Source organism: Paenarthrobacter ilicis (genome assembly GCF_016907545.1).
GTDB classification, from domain to species: domain Bacteria; phylum Actinomycetota; class Actinomycetes; order Actinomycetales; family Micrococcaceae; genus Arthrobacter; species Arthrobacter ilicis.
The window spans coordinates 2,693,066-2,708,023 of sequence record NZ_JAFBCD010000001.1; the positions used below are offsets into that span (position 1 = coordinate 2,693,066).

A 14,958-nucleotide genomic window follows, 5' to 3' on the forward strand; every position below is an offset into this window, starting at 1 on the left:
CCCACAAGCTGTCAGGCGACGCCCTTGACGAAGGCCGTCACCGAATCCGCGATCATCTGCACAGCGATGGCGGAGAGCAGGAGTCCCGCGATCCTGGTGACCAGCTCAACGCCGTTCTCGCCCAGCACGCGTTGGACGACGCCGGCGAAGCGCATGGCCAGGTACAGGGATGCCAGCGTCACCGCAATGCCCAGGCCCACCGCCAGATACTGGGACAGCTGGTTGGACTGCTGGACAAAAACCATCACCGCCACAATGGCACCCGGACCGGCCATCAAAGGCGTACCCAGTGGCACGAAAGCCACGTTCTTGTACTTGCCCGCGTTTTCCTCGCCGCTGGTGGACCCTGTCAGCAGCTGCAACGCGATCAATACCAGCAGCAACCCGCCGGCGCCTTGGAGCGCGGCCAGCGAAATGTGCATGTAGTTCAAAATGGACTGACCAAAAATGGCGAAAACCACAATGACGCCGGTGGCCACCAACAACGCCTGGAAGGCGGAGCGGTTGCGGTCCTTGGGTGTCATCTGTGCTGTCAGGGACATGAAAATCGGGACGGTACCCGGCGGATCCATGATCACGAACAGGGTGACAATCACCGACGCCAGCAGCTGAAGATCCATCAGGCAGTCCCCTTTACCGGATGACCGTGCTGCCGGTGGCCAGGTCCTCGATCCATGCCAGGACCTCGGGGGTGGTGGTGTTCTCCCCCAGGAGGTTGGGCTTCCCGGTTCCGTGATAGTCCGAGGACCCGGTGATGAGCAGCCCATGCTGTGCGGCGAGGTCGCGCAGGAATACCCTGCCCTCTTCCGGGTTGTCCCGGTGGTAGACCTCAACTCCCAGGAGCCCGGCATCGATCATGTCCCGGTACGTGGTGTCCCCCACGATGCGCCCACGCGAGGACGCTACGGGATGGGCGAACACCGGCACGCCGCCGGCAGCCCGGACAAGCTCCACGGCCAGGGCCGGATCCGGAGCATAGTGCTGCACAAAGTACCGCGAATGGGAGGTCAGGATGGAGGTGAAAGCCTCCGTCCTGTCCGACACCACCCCGGCAGCAACCAGGGCGTCCGCAATGTGGGGCCGGCCAACAGTGGCTCCCGGTGCCACGTGGTGGATCACGTCATCCCAGGTGAGGGGGTAGTCCTCTGACAACAGGCTGACCATGTGCTCGGCACGGGTCAGGCGGGCGTCTTTGGACTTGGTGATTTCCTCCAGGAGGCCTTGATGCCCGGGGTCGTGGAGATAGCTGAGGAGGTGAACACTGATGCCCCTGTCCGTGCGGCAGGAAATCTCCATCCCGGGCACCAGGGCAATGCCGTGCTGGCGGGCCGCGGTGGCCGCCTGGTCCCAGCCGTCGGTGGAATCGTGGTCGGTCAAGGCCACTGCGTCCAGCCCGGCTTGTGCGGCAGAAGCCATCACCCCGGCCGGGGTCTCGGTTCCGTCGGAAACATTGGAGTGCGCATGCAGGTCGATCCTCACTTTCCCAGCCTATGGGATGAGCGCCCTGTTGGCCGGTTGCGCCGTTGGCCTCCTTCAGGATCTGGTGGGACGATGGAACGGTGAACGATGCCAAAGACACCCAAAACATGGACTCCGCAAATTCCCAGCCGCTGGAGGAGCGCGTTAACAACCGCTCACAGCGGCCAACCTCGGATGCCTTCAAAGCATTCATGGCCAGCAACTGGGCGCCCGCTCCGCAGGTGACCCCTGCTCGTGACGCCGTGGCAGACCACGCTGCACGCCGCCGTCGTGCCATCTCCGAACTGTTCAAAGGCGAACGGCTTGTTATCCCCGCCGGCCCGTTGAAGGTCCGCTCCAACGATTGCGACTACCGGTTCCGCCCCCACTCCGGCTTTGCCCACCTCACCGGCCTGGGCGTGGACCATGAGCCGGATGCTGTCCTCATCCTGGAGCCCGCAGCTGAAGGAAAGGGCGACGACGGCGGGCACCACAGTGCCACGCTCTACTTCCGTCCGCTGGCCGGCCGCGATACCGAACAGTTCTACGCCGACTCCCGCGCAGGCGAATTCTGGATTGGCGCGCGGCCCACGTTGGCTGAATTCGAGGCCCGGCTTGGCCTGGCCACCGCCCACATCGCGGAACTCGAAATGGCGATCACCAAAAACGTGGGTGCCCCTGAAATCGGCGGTATTTCCATCCGTTTGGTCCGCAAGGTGGACGAGAACATCGACGCCTTGGTTGATACCGCCCGCTACAACACCGCCAAAGACCCGGAAAACCTCGACCTCGGTGAACTGGATGCCTTGGACGAAAAACTCAGCGAGGCTTTGTCCGAGCTGCGCCTGATCAAGGACGACTGGGAAATCGAGCAGATGAAGGTGGCCGTGGCAGCCACGGTGGAAGGCTTCGCCGACGTTGTCCGTGCACTCCCCCGTGCACTGAACCACCACCGCGGCGAGCGTGTTGTTGAAGGTGCCTTCTTTGCCCGCGCCCGCGAAGAGGGCAACGAGCTCGGCTACGACACCATCGCAGCCTCCGGCAACAACGCCACCGTCCTCCACTGGACGCGGAACACCGGGAAGGTCAACGCCGGCGAGCTCCTCCTGCTCGACGCCGGAGTGGAAGCAGACTCGCTCTACACGGCCGACATCACCCGCACCCTTCCCGCCACCGGAACCTTCACCGATGTCCAGCGGAAAGTGTACGAAGCCGTTCTGGATGCCGCTGACGCTGGATTCGCAGCAGCGCAGCCCGGCGTGAAGTTCCGCGACATCCACACAGCCGCCACCACGGTCCTGGCCGAACGACTGTCCACCTGGGGCCTCCTGCCGGTTTCCGTGGAGGAAGCCATCAGCCCCGAAGGCCAGCAGCACCGCCGCTGGATGCCGCACGGCACAAGCCACCACCTGGGCTTGGATGTGCATGACTGCGCGCAGGCCAAGCGTGAACTGTACCTTGACGGAACACTGGCTGAGGGCATGGTGTTCACCATCGAACCCGGGCTGTACTTCAAGAACGAGGACCTCGCCATCCCCGAGGAATTCCGCGGCATCGGCGTCCGGATTGAAGACGACATCCTGATGACAGCCAACGGCCCCGTCAACCTCAGTGCAGCCCTGCCCCGCAAGGCAGCCGACATTGAGGACTGGATGGCCGGCATCCACCAGGACGCCCAGGGCTGATCGAGCGCCCCTCAGCATCACTGAAGCAAAGGAAGGCCACCGGATCGATGATCCGGTGGCCTTCCCTTAATGCGTTGCCCTGCAGTTACTACTTGGCGGAGTCTTCAGGGCTGGACTGTTGCCCGTCCTCCCGGGGTGTGTTCTGGCCCTCCGTTACGCGTACACCGTACTGCGGACGACCATCCGGAAGGTCCGGATAACGGACCGCCGCCGGAGCTGGTTTCTGTGCAGGCTGCGGAGAGGGGGCTGCTTCGCCTGCTGCAGCCTGTTGACCCTCCGGCGTGCCGGACTCAGAGCCGCGCTGGCCATAGGGATCGTTCCACGTTGACGGACGCTCGGGAGCTTGCCCCGGCTGGTTCACCTGTCCAGGCTGGTTCATGGGTGCGTTCTGCTGGTAGCTACCGTGCGGCGCTGCGGCCTGGGACGGGTTCATGGGCAGCTGGTGCAACAGCCGGCGGGCCTCATGCGCGGCTTCGATTGCCACAATGACGTCATAGTTGGTGGCCACCACCTGGCTTGTGGAGGTGAAGTCGCGTTTGCCACGCTGCGTTGCGTAGGTGACGATGCCGAAGAGCATGAAGAAAGCCGCACCCATCAGTACCGACGTGATGATGGAGAACGGGCCTCCCCCGGGGGTGAAGAAGGACAACATCACACCGACGAAAAGGCCGAACCACATGCCGCTCAATGCGCCGGACAACGCCACGCGCGGATAGCTCAGGCGGCCGGTGACCCTTTCCACCATTTTGAGGTCATTGCCCACAATCGACACCAGCTGCACCGGGAACTGCTGGTCAGCGAGGTAGTCCACCGCCTTCTGGGCATCCAAATACGAGGTGTAGGAGCCCACGGTGTCGCCCTGGGGGACGCTCCGGGACTCTTCAACGGCTTTGGGACCACCAAAAATGTTTGACATAGCCCCATTGTGTCCCATGGAGATGTGAAGCGGCTGGAATTCAGCTAAAAGAGAGCAGACTCGGTAGCCTGTAAGCATGAGCACACATCCTTCCCGCGTCTTTGTCGCGCGCCTGCTCGGTTTGGACGTCTTCGACCCCTTGGGCGACCGTCTTGGCCGGTTGCGCGATGTTGTGGTGCTCTCCCGCGGCACCCGTGGGGCGCCTCACGTGGTGGGCATCGTGGTTGAAGTTCCCGGCAAGAAACGCGTTTTCGTGCCGATGACACGCATCACCTCCATTGACCAGACCCAGATCATCTGCACCGGGCTGGTCAACCTCCGCCGGTTCGAACAACGCGGCGCCGAGACATTGGTGGTGGCCGAAATGTTCGATCGCCGGGTCACACTGGCCGATGGCAGCGGAGACGCCACCATCGAGGACATCGCCATGGACCAGCACCGGTCCAAGGACTGGTTCGTGAGCAAGCTGTTCGTCCGCCGCGGACATTCCCTGTCGCCGCTGAGCCGGCTGCGCCGCAACGAAACCCTGATCATTGACTGGGCCGATGCCCAGCCGGGAGCCCACACCGAGCCCCAGGCCGCAACACAGTTCGTGGCGACGCACGAAGACCTCAAACCTGCGGACTTCGCCGAGGCCCTGCAGGAAATGAGTGACAAGCGCCGCTTCGAGGTTGCCAGCGAACTGCAGGATGAGCGCCTGGCCGACGTCCTGCAGGAGCTCCCGGAGGACGACCAGGTGGAAATCCTTTCCGCTTTGGACGTGGAGCGTGCAGCCGATGTCCTTGAAGAAATGGACCCGGACGATGCCGCGGACCTCCTGGCGGAGCTTCCGTCCGCGCAGGCCGAGGAGCTGCTGCAACTCATGGAGCCGCAAGAGGCCGAGGACGTCCGCCGCCTGCTGGAGTACGACGAGGACACAGCCGGTGGCCTGATGACCCCGGTGCCCGTGATTCTTCCTCCGGAAGCGACTGTCGCAGAAGCTTTGGCCCATGTCCGCCGCGAGGAGCTCTCCCCTGCGCTGGCGTCCTCGATCTTCATCGCCCGGCCGCCATTGGAAACACCCACCGGCCGTTTCCTGGGCGTGGTGCACATCCAGCAGTTGCTTCGCTTCCCTCCGCCCGAACCCCTGGGCAACCTGGTGGACAAGAACCTGGAACCACTCTCGGACCAGGCCCATATCAGCGAGGTCGCCAGGACCCTGGCCACCTACAACTTGAATTCCCTTCCAGTCGTCGACGACGACGGCCGCCTCGTGGGGGCGGTGACTGTTGATGACGTGCTGGATCACCTGTTGCCGGATGACTGGCGCGCCCACGAGGACGACGCCCCTATAAGGAAACTTGGAGGCCGCATTGGCTGATAACAACGCCACCCGAACCACCAAGTCAACGGGACGCCAGGGCAGCAGCCTGGACACTCCCCTGAGTGGCCGTCAACGGATCCTTCCCAAGTTCTCGCCCAACCCGGACGCTTTCGGCAATGCCACGGAAGGCTTCGCCCGTTTCATGGGCACACCGCAGTTCCTGGTCTACATGACGGTGTTCTGTGTGTTCTGGCTTGCCTGGAACTCCTTTGCCCCCACCGACTGGCAGTTTGACCGAATGGAGTTGGGGTTCACCCTGCTGACCCTGATGCTCTCCCTCCAGGCCTCCTACGCCGCACCCCTGCTCCTCCTTGCCCAAAACCGCCAGGACGACCGGGACCGCGTCTCCCTCCAGCAGGACCGCCAACGCGCCGAACGCAATCTCTCGGACACGGAGTACTTGACCCGGGAGCTGGCTTCCTTGCGCATTGCCCTCCGCGAAGTAGCCACTCGCGACTACGTCCGGGCAGAGCTTCGCAGCTTGCTGGAAGACATCATCGATGCCCAGGAAGAGCTACGCGATCCGGACCACTCCGCCGATGCCTCGGAGTCTCCCGCGGACAAAGTGCGGGAGAAGATCCGGGACAAGCGGGACAAGACGCGCGGTCCCCGCACACAGCAGATCCCCAAGGTCCGTCCGGCGAGGCCCTCTGGTCCGCAACATTCCACAGCCAAGCAAGTCCCCGAAAATCCCGAAAGCCGAGCCTGACCGCATGAGCACACCACCAGTCGATGAGCTTCATGCTGCCCTGGCAACGGTCATCGACCCCGAGCTCCGCCGCCCCATCACCGAGCTGGGGATGGTCGATTCTGTATCCGTCAACGGGTCCGGCGCGGTCCATGTGGTTGTCCTCCTGACCATTGCGGGATGCCCCCTGCGGGAGACCATCACAAAGGATGCCACCGAGGCTCTTTCCCGCGTTCCAGGGGTTTCCAGCGTGGACGTGGAATTGAAGGTGATGACTCCCGCCCAGCGGGAGGCGTTGAAGGAGCAGCTCCGGGGGCCGGGAGGCCAGCGGGGAATACCTTTTACCAAGCCGGGCTCCTTGACCAAGGTGTATGCCGTGGCCAGCGGCAAGGGCGGCGTGGGCAAGTCCTCCGCCACCGTCAACCTGGCCTGCGCACTGGCGGCCAAGGGACTTCGCGTGGGTATTGTGGACGCCGATGTCCACGGTTTTTCCGTCCCGGGACTCATGGGCATCACCCAGAAGCCCACGCAGGTTGATGACATGATCCTGCCGCCGGTTGCGTTCGGCGTGAAGGTCATTTCGATTGGAATGTTTGTTGATGGCAACAAGCCGGTGGCGTGGCGGGGTCCCATGTTGCACCGGGCACTGGAGCAGTTCCTCACCGACGTGTACTTTGGCGACCTCGACGCCCTGTTCCTGGACCTTCCGCCCGGTACCGGCGACATCGCCATTTCCGTGGCGCAACTGCTCCCCAACGCCGAGATCCTGGTTGTCACGACTCCCCAGGCCGCCGCTGCCGACGTCGCTGAGCGGGCCGGAACCATCGCCACGCAAACAGGCCAGAAGGTGGCCGGCGTCATAGAGAACATGTCCTTTCTGGAAATGCCCGACGGCGGCCGTATGGAACTCTTCGGAAGTGGCGGCGGCAGCGCCCTGGCTGAGCGGTTGACTGCTGCGGTGGGCAGTGACGTTCCGCTGCTGGGACAGATCCCGCTGGACATCCGCCTGCGTGAGGGCGGGGACGCAGGAGTACCCGTGGTGATCGCGGCCCCGGAGAACCCAGCGGCCATCGCCCTGACCGGTATCGCACTGGCCCTGTCAGCAAAACCCCGCGGACTGTCCGGGATGCCCCTGGGGATCCAGCCGCTTCAGTAAAGGGCCGCTACAGCTCACGTCGCACCCAATCGGGCCGCCCGCTGGAGCGCCCGGCAGAGGATCAGGTGGCTTCGGTATCGAACGGCGCTGCTTCGCCGTCGGAAAGCCTCTCAATGACCCTCGCAGGGGGCTTTGGCGCTTCGTCGGCGGCAGCGGCGGCGGCCACGGCAGCAACAGGGGCGCCGGCGCTCACTGGCTTGGTGTCGTCCAGCAGTGCATCCTTGATGATCCTGCGGGGATCGTACTGGCGGGGATCGTACTTCTTCCAGTCGACCTCATCGATATCAATGCCGACTTCTTCCTTGATCTGCTCGCGGGCGCCGGACGCCATGCGCCGGACTTCCTTGACCAGGTTTGCAAGCTTTTGAGTGTATTCGGGCAAGCGACTGGGACCGATGACGAGTACGCCGATAATCAGAAGGAGCACAAACTCCGGGCCGTTGATTCCAAACACGCTTCGAAGATTACCTTGTCTGTGGTGCCGCTCATAAACCGGCGGGACGGAGGAGTGTCTGCAGGCCGCGCAACAACCTGCCATACCAGGCTTCAGTGCCATCGGCCGATGGCGTGTTCGCCATTGATTCCCCTGCGCGCACTATCTCCGGCACGGCGTCGTCCGCACTGTCCGGGGGGAGGTCCGAGGCGTACGTGATGGTGGCATCCGGCATCGCGTAAACGGCCTGCCACGGAGTGCCGTTTGTGATGGAAAGCCGCGCGGATGACGGCGCTGCCCCGGCTGGCCGGTGTTCCTCGGTGATGGTGGCGTAGTGGCCGTTGCTTTCCAAATTCAGCTCCACGGCAGGATGGCCGCCCTTCATCGAGGCATGGGCCGAAACCACAGTGAACCCCATTTCAGTGAGCTCGGGACAGGCCCATCCCTGGTCCCTTAAAGCAGCCAATTGGGTGGAATCAAGGGTGATGGTACTTCCGGGTTGAAAAGCGGCCTCGGAGGTCCACACCGGCCCCACATTCCACGTTCCCGTGAGGGCTGTGGAGCCCGCCGTTCCAGCCAGCAGCAACGGTTCCTTGTCCCCTGCCACCACATACGCGGCCACAGCCAAGGCTCCTGCGCTGACCGCCAGCGTGCCGGCAGCCACAGCAGCAATCCTCAAGCCTCGCGAAAGTCCTGCGGGGTCCCGGGAAATCTCCCGGACGGGCTGCGATTCCCCGGCCAGCCGCTCTGTGTGTTGTATGAGGCGCGCGGCCAAATCCTGGCTTGCTTCCGGCACAGCCGCGCCACGGAGACGCTCAATGTACTGCCGTTCACGCCGCATGTCAGCCTGGCATTCGGCACACTTTTGCAGGTGCTCGGGCTGACGGTTGTGGCGCGTGACCGAAAGCCTGCGCCGGGATGTTGCCCCCGGCGGGAAGAGACGTCGAAGCATCTACTGCCTAGTGGATGCTTGCGATGCGGGGCATCTTCAGGCGGGGCTTGCGGGTTCCGGCTGAGCGCGGATCACGGTGGGCAAGCTTTTCGCGCAGCATGGTCCGTCCGCGGTGGATACGGGACCTGACGGTTCCCAGCTTCACGCCAAGGGCCTCGGCGACCTCGTCATAGGAAAGACCTTCAAGGTCGCACAGCACCACCGCAGCGCGGAAGTCGGGCGGGAGTTCTTCCAGGGCGCGCTGGACGTCAAGGTCAAGGTTGTTGTGCTCGAAGCTCTGTTCAGGCCCCGGCTCCCGGCCGGGCAGCCGTGATTCGGCATCTTCAGCAAGGGCATCGAAGCGGATGCGGCTTTTACGCCGGGCCTGGTCCAGGAACAAGTTGGTGGTGATGCGGTGCAACCATCCATCCAGGGTCCCCGGCTTGAAGTTTTCCAATGAGCGGAAGACCCGGACGAACACCTCCTGGGTGAGGTCTTCGGCGTCGAACTTGTTGCCGGTCAAGCGGTACGCAAGGCGATACACTTTGGCGGAGTGGTTGGCTACCACTTCCTCCCAACTGGGCATGACCCATTCCGTGACGGCCTCAAAATTATCCGATGTTTGGACTGGCGCAGCATGCGATGCCGGCATCGTCCACTCCCCTCGCGCTGTGGTTCACCGTAAGTTCAGGTGCCGCCCACCTCATGGATGACCGGAGCAACATCATCCCAAGTTTGTCTGGGAATTTCCTGATGGGTGGCTGCTTTTCCAGCGGACCCGCGTCACTCTTGGACACACACCTGTATGCGCGCTTCAACCACGTGATCCGGGGCCGGCACAGTACTCTGGTAGAAACACCCCTTCCCGCGGAAAGCGAATCCCTTCATGAGCGCCGACAAGTCAACCAGCTGGTCCTACGCAGAAGATCTGCCGGCTGAAGACGACGTCCTCTTGCGCGCCCGTGAACGGTCTTTCGAACTCGGCATCAATCCCGTCAGCCCCGGCGTGGGCGCCGTACTGACGGTCCTTGCTGCCGCATCCAAGGCCCACACCGTGGTGGAGGTAGGATCCGGGGCAGGCGTGTCCGGCGTCTGCCTGCTCCGCGGACTCAGCCCCCAGGCCGTCCTCACCACCATCGACGTTGATGTGGAGCACCTCAAGGCAGCCAGGGAAGCCTTCCTGGAGTCCGGTAGTCCCGCCAACCGCACACGGACCATCTCAGGGCGTGCAGCTGACGTACTGCCCCGCTTGACCGACTCTGCCTACGACCTCGTGTTCATTGACGCTGACAAACCAAACTTCCCCACGTACGTTGAGCAAGCCATCCGCCTCCTCAAGCGCGGCGGAACATTGGTCATCAACGATGCCCTGGACAAGGACCGAGTCTCCAACCCGGCAGCAAGGGACACCACCACAGTGGTCCTGCGCCAGATCGGCAAAGCCATCCGCGACGACGAGCGGCTGTCCTCGGCGATGCTCCCCACCGGCGATGGCCTCCTGGTGGCCGTCAAGAAGTAGGCGCGGAAGTCGTGCTTTAAGCAAAAGGAAGGGCCCGGCTCACGCCGGGCCCTTCCCTTTAAATCTATTCGGTCACACCCACCAGGCATTCCTTGAGGTTCTCCGCTTCAGCGGCGTTGAGCTCAACCACAAGCCGTCCGCCACCTTCCAACGGCACACGCATGATCAGACTGCGTCCCTCTTTGGTAACTTCCATAGGGCCGTCGCCAGTACGAGGTTTCATAGCCGCCATTAGGAAAATCCCCTCCATTTGTCCCAAGTCACGCCAACCCGGCCGGGCTGGATCCGCGTCGCAATTGCAGCCGGCGGCATCGCTTGGGAGGCCGCCTTGGCCGGGCACTCTAGGTGCTTTGTCCTTGCTGTTTCTTTATTATCCCGTACTTACCCGGCCGTAAGGAAATCAGCATCGTGTTTGTCCGGACTTTGTACATATTGCCCTGGCGGACCAAAGCACCACGTCAGGGCGGATAGTCGCCACCGCCCGGCAAGGGGGCCCACGCCCACAGCCATACCACCCAGACGATCTGGAGCAGGAGGAACATCACCACCACTGTTCCCCGGTAGGCCTTGGACTTGGAGAGCAGAGCGGCCCCGAGCGCAAGCGGAAACAGGGGAAGCAGCAAACGGAAGGTGCTGGTCTGCGGGTGCAGGAACACCAAGAGGTAGCCCATGTAGCAGGCACACCACAGCCGCAGTTCCGTTCCGAGCGCCCGCACGGGCTTGGACATCATTGCCAGGACAAACAGGGCAGTGACAACGAAGGGCGCCAACACGCCCAGGACAGGGCCAAACAACATGCGGCCCGTGTCGAACCACGGCTTGAAGGGCACCAGATCGTGACCCCGCCACGCAGTTTCAGTCCTGGTGTAGGCGGCGGGATCACCCGTGACGGCCCAGGCGATGGCCGGCCATGCAAGTGCCGCCAGGCCGGAGGCCACCACCAGCGCAGCCAAGGACAGCAGGCTTGGCGTGGACTCCGCCTTTGCCCCATCAACAGGGGCAGTCCTGGTGGCTTGAGAAGCCGGGCCAAAACGTTGCCACAATTTCCACACCAAGAGAAGCCCCACCATGGCCGCGAACGGAACGCCCGCCGGCCGGGACAGGCACATCAGGACCACAGCGGGTATCGCCGCCAGATACCGGCGCCTGACCACCAACAGCAAGGAGGCAGCCAACAGTAAGAGGTTCAGTGATTCCGCGTAGGGAACCTGGAGGATGGGGGAAATGGGAAACGTGGACACGAAGATGGCGCCCCACATGGCCGTCCGTCTGCCGGCGAATTCCCTGAACAGTTTGTAGATGACCAGGACTGCAGCAAGGCCGGCAACCATGGCAATCACCGTGAGAGACGGAAAAGTCCCCAGCCCGGTTATCACGGACAAGCCCTTGGCCAGCAAGGGGAAAAGAGCGTAGAAGGCCCAGGCGTTCTCCGCAACCACCCCATTGGCGTCCACGGGAAGGACAGAGGGATACCCGTTGTCCACCGCTTCCTGGTACCAACGGCCGTCCCAGATGGTGATGAAATTCCAATAATCCGGGGCGGGCGGAAACCACGGATTGGTTCCTTGGTGAATCGCCGCCGCCATGAAGATGCACGCGCTGACAAGCCTGGCAAGGACGTACATCAAAGAGACCTGGACCCACCACGGCCAGCGTCCCGCCATTGTTCCGGCGGTGGACAAAGTCCGGGCGAGCCCGCCCGTCACACCGCGGTTATCCATGGTCCGGCCGGGACAAGGAGGTCAACCTGGCAATCTCCCGGTCCTTGGCCTGCAACTGGTCCCTGAGATCATCCAGGACCTGGTCAACCTGATCCATCCGGTAGCCCCTTAGGCCCAGGCCAAACCGGAGCGCATCGATGTCCGACGCTGTGGCTTCCTTGGGCAGCAGGACGGGCGGCAGGTTGGGAACGGAATCGTCCAGGCCGGCCCCTATGGACCTGCCACGAAGAATGCCGGCACCCAGATACAGCACAGCGCCAACAAGGACAATCGCGAGGAACACCAGGAAAAAGCTCACAGCCTCCATGGTGCCAGAAACGCGGCGCTACTCGGGGCGCTGCTCACCTGTGGGGCTGGGCAACGGAGCGCCATGCAGTACCCGGTGGACAGCATCTGCGGGATCGTCAGCCACCTGGATCAGATCAAGGTCCTTCTCCGACACCATTCCCTCTGCAACAAGAGTTTCCCGGATCCACTCGATCATGGGTCCCCAGAAACGCTCCCCCAGCAGCACAATCGGGAAGGACGTGACTTTACGGGTCTGCACCAGGACCATTGCTTCGAAGAGCTCATCCAGTGTTCCCAGGCCGCCCGGCAGCACAACGAAGCCCTGCGCATATTTGACGAACATGGTCTTGCGGGCGAAGAAGTACCTGAAGTTGATTCCCAAATCCACCCACTGGTTCAGGCCCTGCTCAAACGGGAGCTCGATGCCCAGGCCCACGGAAACACCGTTGCCCTCCACAGCGCCTTTGTTTGCCGCCTCCATGGACCCGGGTCCACCGCCTGTAATGACAGCAACGCCGGCCTCCGCGAGTTTCCGCCCGACCTCCACTGCCATCTCGTAGTACTCAGTCCCGGGTTTGGTCCGTGCCGAGCCAAAGACGCTCACAGCTGGCCCCAGGTCAGCCAAGGCGCCGAAGCCCTCAACAAACTCGCTTTGGATCCTCAAGACACGCCAGGGATCGGTGTGGATGAATTGGTCGGCACCACTTGTATCCAGCAGATGCTGATCCGACATCCCCGTATCTGCCTGTTTCCGGCGCAGTTCCAGCGGCCCTTTCACCTTGGCAGGTGCTGATGGCGTGGGCGTGGTGTTTGCTTGCCCATTGGCATCCGGACGGGGAACTGGGTGCTGGCTGATGCTCATTGCCCAAGGCTAGTACCTGGAGACACATGCTCCGTGCCAGCGACCCGCCCGTTGCATTGCAGTCTGGTATCCCGCTGTATGGCAGGTTTCTGTTCAGTCACGATCTTGGGGAAGTTGCCGTGACCGTGGTCATATTTGCTTCTTTGTTCGCTAGATTCTTCGTATGACTACTCAAGCGTCCGGCGATGCCCTCGTCTCACTAAATGGCGTCAACAAGCATTACGGTCAATTGCACGTCCTGAAAGACATCAACCTCAACGTCCGGAAGGGCGAGGTGGTGGTGGTGATCGGACCATCAGGCTCCGGTAAGTCCACCCTTTGCCGTGCCATCAACCGTTTGGAAACCATCGACGACGGCGTGATTGCCATTGACGGCAAGAAACTCCCGGAAGAAGGCAAGGACCTCGCCCACTTGCGGGCCGACGTCGGAATGGTCTTCCAGTCGTTCAATCTGTTCGCCCACAAGACGATCCTTGAGAACGTCACCCTGGGACCCATCAAGGTCAAGAACGTGGCCAAGGCTACGGCGGACAAGGAAGCCATGGCCCTCCTTGAGCGCGTGGGAGTGGGGCACCAAGCGCCGAAGCTTCCTGCCCAGCTCTCCGGTGGCCAGCAGCAGCGCGTGGCCATTGCCCGTGCCTTGGCCATGAAGCCGAAGGTGATGCTTTTTGACGAGCCCACCTCGGCACTTGACCCGGAAATGATCAATGAAGTCCTGGACGTCATGATCCAGCTCGCCAAGGAAGGCATGACCATGATCGTGGTAACCCACGAGATGGGCTTTGCCCGGAAGGCTGCCGACCGCGTGGTCTTCATGGCGGATGGCCAGATTGTGGAAGACGCAACCCCGGAGGAGTTCTTCACCAACCCGAAGAGCGACCGCGCCAAAGACTTCCTGTCCAAGCTTTTGACCCACTAGTTCCTCACGGCCCGCACCCATGGCCGCAGAGATCGCACCCGGGCCGTACGACGGCCAATCAATGAAAGGAATGTCATGAAGGCTTTTATTACCCGGAGGAAGTCACTCCTGGTGGCAGCTTCGGCCGCGCTTGCCCTCTCCCTGAGCGCATGTGGCGGTGGAGGCAGCTCCACTACTCCCCCTGTGGCCTCGGCGACCTTTGACGCCGGTACCACCATGGAGAAGCTCAACAAGGCGCAAAAGATCACCATCGGTACCAAGTTCGATCAGCCCCTGTTCGGCCAGAAGGGCCTGGATGGCAAGCCTGTCGGTTTCGACGTTGAAATGGGCAAGGCAATCGCCGCCAAGCTGGGAATCCCCGCTGACAAGATCGAATGGGTTGAGACGGTCTCACAGAACCGCGAGTCCTTCATCGAGCAGGGCCGCGTGGACCTGGTGATCGCTACCTACACCATCAACGACGCCCGTAAGCAGAAGGTCTCCTTCGCAGGACCGTACTACGAAGCAGGCCAGGCATTGCTGGTGAACAAGGACGATAACTCCATCACCAAGCCCGAAGACGTCAAGGACAAGAAGGTATGCTCCGTGACCGGGTCCACCCCCGCCAAGACCATCGCCGAAAAGTACGGCGCTGAAGTTGTTCCCGCCGCAACCTACACCGCCTGCCTCGAGCCGCTGCGCAACAAGCAGGTTGTTGCAGTCACCACGGACAACGTGATCCTGGCCGGCTACGTTGACAAGGAACCGGATGCCTTCAAGCTTGCTTCCGATGAGACCTTCACCAAGGAGCCCTACGGCATCGGCCTGAAGAAGGACGACACCGTCTTCCGCAACTGGATCAACGACCAGCTCGAAGCATTCCAGAAGGACGGCGACTACAAGAAGGCTTGGGAAGCAACAGCAGGCAAGGTCATCAAGACCACCCCTGAGCTTCCCACGATCAACCGCTACTAGTCAGGACCAGCCAACTGCCGCCGCCCCACGGACGGCGGCAGTTGGCGAATCCAGGACCTGTTCCC

General features: G+C 62.6%; 17 protein-coding genes. 7 read left to right on the forward strand and 10 right to left on the reverse strand.

The genetic code is table 11. The annotated features are described in order from the left end of the window. Positions 1 to 11: 11 nt before the first annotated feature. Positions 12 to 620, reverse strand: a complete 609-nt coding sequence (locus tag JOE60_RS12245; protein ID WP_167263283.1) for a MarC family protein — start codon at positions 618 to 620, stop codon at positions 12 to 14. Between the two features lie 13 nt (positions 621 to 633). After that, a complete protein-coding gene (locus tag JOE60_RS12250) occupies positions 634 to 1,479 on the reverse strand; it encodes a PHP domain-containing protein (RefSeq protein ID WP_167263285.1) in 846 nt (281 codons plus the stop codon). A gap of 80 nt (positions 1,480 to 1,559) precedes the next feature. On the opposite strand from JOE60_RS12250, the gene JOE60_RS12255 reads away from it, so the two are divergent. After that, the gene (locus tag JOE60_RS12255) at positions 1,560 to 3,143 is read left to right on the forward strand and encodes an aminopeptidase P N-terminal domain-containing protein (RefSeq protein WP_167263287.1); all 1,584 of its coding nucleotides are present in this window, start codon (positions 1,560 to 1,562) and stop codon (positions 3,141 to 3,143) included. Positions 3,144 to 3,231: 88 nt separating this feature from the next. Here JOE60_RS12255 and JOE60_RS12260 read toward each other — a convergent pair whose 3' ends face one another. Next, positions 3,232 to 4,059 carry a YflT domain-containing protein gene (locus JOE60_RS12260; RefSeq protein ID WP_204814921.1) on the reverse strand — a complete coding sequence of 276 codons (828 nt, stop codon included), beginning with the start codon at positions 4,057 to 4,059 and terminating at the stop codon, positions 3,232 to 3,234. Between the two features lie 76 nt (positions 4,060 to 4,135). Here JOE60_RS12260 and JOE60_RS12265 point away from each other — a divergent pair, with 76 nt between their 5' ends. From JOE60_RS12265 to JOE60_RS12275, 3 genes are read left to right on the forward strand one after another with little or no spacing between them, the layout of a single operon-like run. Beyond that, entirely contained in the window at positions 4,136 to 5,419 is a 1,284-nt protein-coding gene (locus JOE60_RS12265; protein WP_167263291.1) for a magnesium transporter MgtE N-terminal domain-containing protein, read from the forward strand. Then, on the forward strand, positions 5,400 to 6,131 hold the full coding sequence (locus JOE60_RS12270) for a DUF1003 domain-containing protein (RefSeq protein WP_167263293.1): 732 nt from the start codon (positions 5,400 to 5,402) through the stop codon (positions 6,129 to 6,131). Before JOE60_RS12265 ends, JOE60_RS12270 begins: the two co-directional genes overlap by 20 nt. Before the next feature lie 4 nt (positions 6,132 to 6,135). After that, entirely contained in the window at positions 6,136 to 7,266 is a 1,131-nt protein-coding gene (locus tag JOE60_RS12275) for an Mrp/NBP35 family ATP-binding protein (RefSeq protein ID WP_167263295.1), read from the forward strand. Between the two features lie 61 nt (positions 7,267 to 7,327). Here JOE60_RS12275 and JOE60_RS12280 read toward each other — a convergent pair whose 3' ends face one another. From JOE60_RS12280 to sigE, 3 genes are read right to left on the reverse strand one after another with little or no spacing between them, the layout of a single operon-like run. Further along, positions 7,328 to 7,720, reverse strand: a complete 393-nt coding sequence (locus JOE60_RS12280; protein WP_167263297.1) for a twin-arginine translocase TatA/TatE family subunit — start codon at positions 7,718 to 7,720, stop codon at positions 7,328 to 7,330. A gap of 31 nt (positions 7,721 to 7,751) precedes the next feature. Beyond that, entirely contained in the window at positions 7,752 to 8,651 is a 900-nt protein-coding gene (locus JOE60_RS12285; protein WP_167263299.1) for a hypothetical protein, read from the reverse strand. 7 nt (positions 8,652 to 8,658) lie between these two features. After that, positions 8,659 to 9,282 (reverse strand): RNA polymerase sigma factor SigE, encoded by a 624-nt coding sequence (gene sigE, locus JOE60_RS12290; RefSeq protein ID WP_167263300.1) that lies wholly within the window; start codon positions 9,280 to 9,282, stop codon positions 8,659 to 8,661. Positions 9,283 to 9,516: 234 nt separating this feature from the next. Here sigE and JOE60_RS12295 point away from each other — a divergent pair, with 234 nt between their 5' ends. Beyond that, entirely contained in the window at positions 9,517 to 10,149 is a 633-nt protein-coding gene (locus JOE60_RS12295; protein ID WP_167263302.1) for an O-methyltransferase, read from the forward strand. Positions 10,150 to 10,213: 64 nt separating this feature from the next. Here the strand turns inward: JOE60_RS12295 and JOE60_RS12300 are convergent, their stop codons facing one another. From JOE60_RS12300 to JOE60_RS12315, 4 genes are all read right to left on the reverse strand, one after another. After that, positions 10,214 to 10,381, reverse strand: a complete 168-nt coding sequence (locus JOE60_RS12300) for a DUF3117 domain-containing protein (protein WP_064721643.1) — start codon at positions 10,379 to 10,381, stop codon at positions 10,214 to 10,216. A gap of 226 nt (positions 10,382 to 10,607) precedes the next feature. Continuing rightward, positions 10,608 to 11,813 carry a glycosyltransferase family 39 protein gene (locus JOE60_RS12305; RefSeq protein WP_167264167.1) on the reverse strand — a complete coding sequence of 402 codons (1,206 nt, stop codon included), beginning with the start codon at positions 11,811 to 11,813 and terminating at the stop codon, positions 10,608 to 10,610. 49 nt (positions 11,814 to 11,862) lie between these two features. After that, complete coding sequence (locus tag JOE60_RS12310) at positions 11,863 to 12,177, reverse strand: DivIVA domain-containing protein (protein ID WP_167263304.1); 315 nt, start codon at positions 12,175 to 12,177, stop codon at positions 11,863 to 11,865. A gap of 18 nt (positions 12,178 to 12,195) precedes the next feature. Continuing rightward, positions 12,196 to 13,020 (reverse strand): LOG family protein, encoded by an 825-nt coding sequence (locus tag JOE60_RS12315; RefSeq protein ID WP_204814922.1) that lies wholly within the window; start codon positions 13,018 to 13,020, stop codon positions 12,196 to 12,198. Positions 13,021 to 13,183: 163 nt separating this feature from the next. Between JOE60_RS12315 and JOE60_RS12320 the strand changes: the two genes are divergently transcribed. Beyond that, a complete protein-coding gene (locus tag JOE60_RS12320) occupies positions 13,184 to 13,939 on the forward strand; it encodes an amino acid ABC transporter ATP-binding protein (protein WP_167263306.1) in 756 nt (251 codons plus the stop codon). A gap of 75 nt (positions 13,940 to 14,014) precedes the next feature. After that, positions 14,015 to 14,893, forward strand: coding sequence for a glutamate ABC transporter substrate-binding protein (locus tag JOE60_RS12325; RefSeq protein WP_167263308.1), 879 nt, complete (start codon positions 14,015 to 14,017; stop codon positions 14,891 to 14,893). Positions 14,894 to 14,958: the final 65 nt, after the last annotated feature.

Coding starts and splice junctions, on each gene's coding strand:
- JOE60_RS12245 (WP_167263283.1), bottom strand. CDS start 620: ATGGATCTTCAGCTGCTGGCGTCGGTGATTGTCACCCTGTTCGTGATC.
- JOE60_RS12260 (WP_204814921.1), bottom strand. CDS start 4,059: ATGTCAAACATTTTTGGTGGTCCCAAAGCCGTTGAAGAGTCCCGGAGC.
- JOE60_RS12265 (WP_167263291.1), top strand. CDS start 4,136: ATGAGCACACATCCTTCCCGCGTCTTTGTCGCGCGCCTGCTCGGTTTG.
- JOE60_RS12275 (WP_167263295.1), top strand. CDS start 6,136: ATGAGCACACCACCAGTCGATGAGCTTCATGCTGCCCTGGCAACGGTC.
- JOE60_RS12285 (WP_167263299.1), bottom strand. CDS start 8,651: ATGCTTCGACGTCTCTTCCCGCCGGGGGCAACATCCCGGCGCAGGCTT.
- sigE (WP_167263300.1), bottom strand. CDS start 9,282: ATGCCGGCATCGCATGCTGCGCCAGTCCAAACATCGGATAATTTTGAG.
- JOE60_RS12295 (WP_167263302.1), top strand. CDS start 9,517: ATGAGCGCCGACAAGTCAACCAGCTGGTCCTACGCAGAAGATCTGCCG.
- JOE60_RS12300 (WP_064721643.1), bottom strand. CDS start 10,381: ATGGCGGCTATGAAACCTCGTACTGGCGACGGCCCTATGGAAGTTACC.
- JOE60_RS12305 (WP_167264167.1), bottom strand. CDS start 11,813: ATGGCGGGACGCTGGCCGTGGTGGGTCCAGGTCTCTTTGATGTACGTC.
- JOE60_RS12310 (WP_167263304.1), bottom strand. CDS start 12,177: ATGGAGGCTGTGAGCTTTTTCCTGGTGTTCCTCGCGATTGTCCTTGTT.
- JOE60_RS12315 (WP_204814922.1), bottom strand. CDS start 13,020: ATGAGCATCAGCCAGCACCCAGTTCCCCGTCCGGATGCCAATGGGCAA.
- JOE60_RS12320 (WP_167263306.1), top strand. CDS start 13,184: ATGACTACTCAAGCGTCCGGCGATGCCCTCGTCTCACTAAATGGCGTC.
- JOE60_RS12325 (WP_167263308.1), top strand. CDS start 14,015: ATGAAGGCTTTTATTACCCGGAGGAAGTCACTCCTGGTGGCAGCTTCG.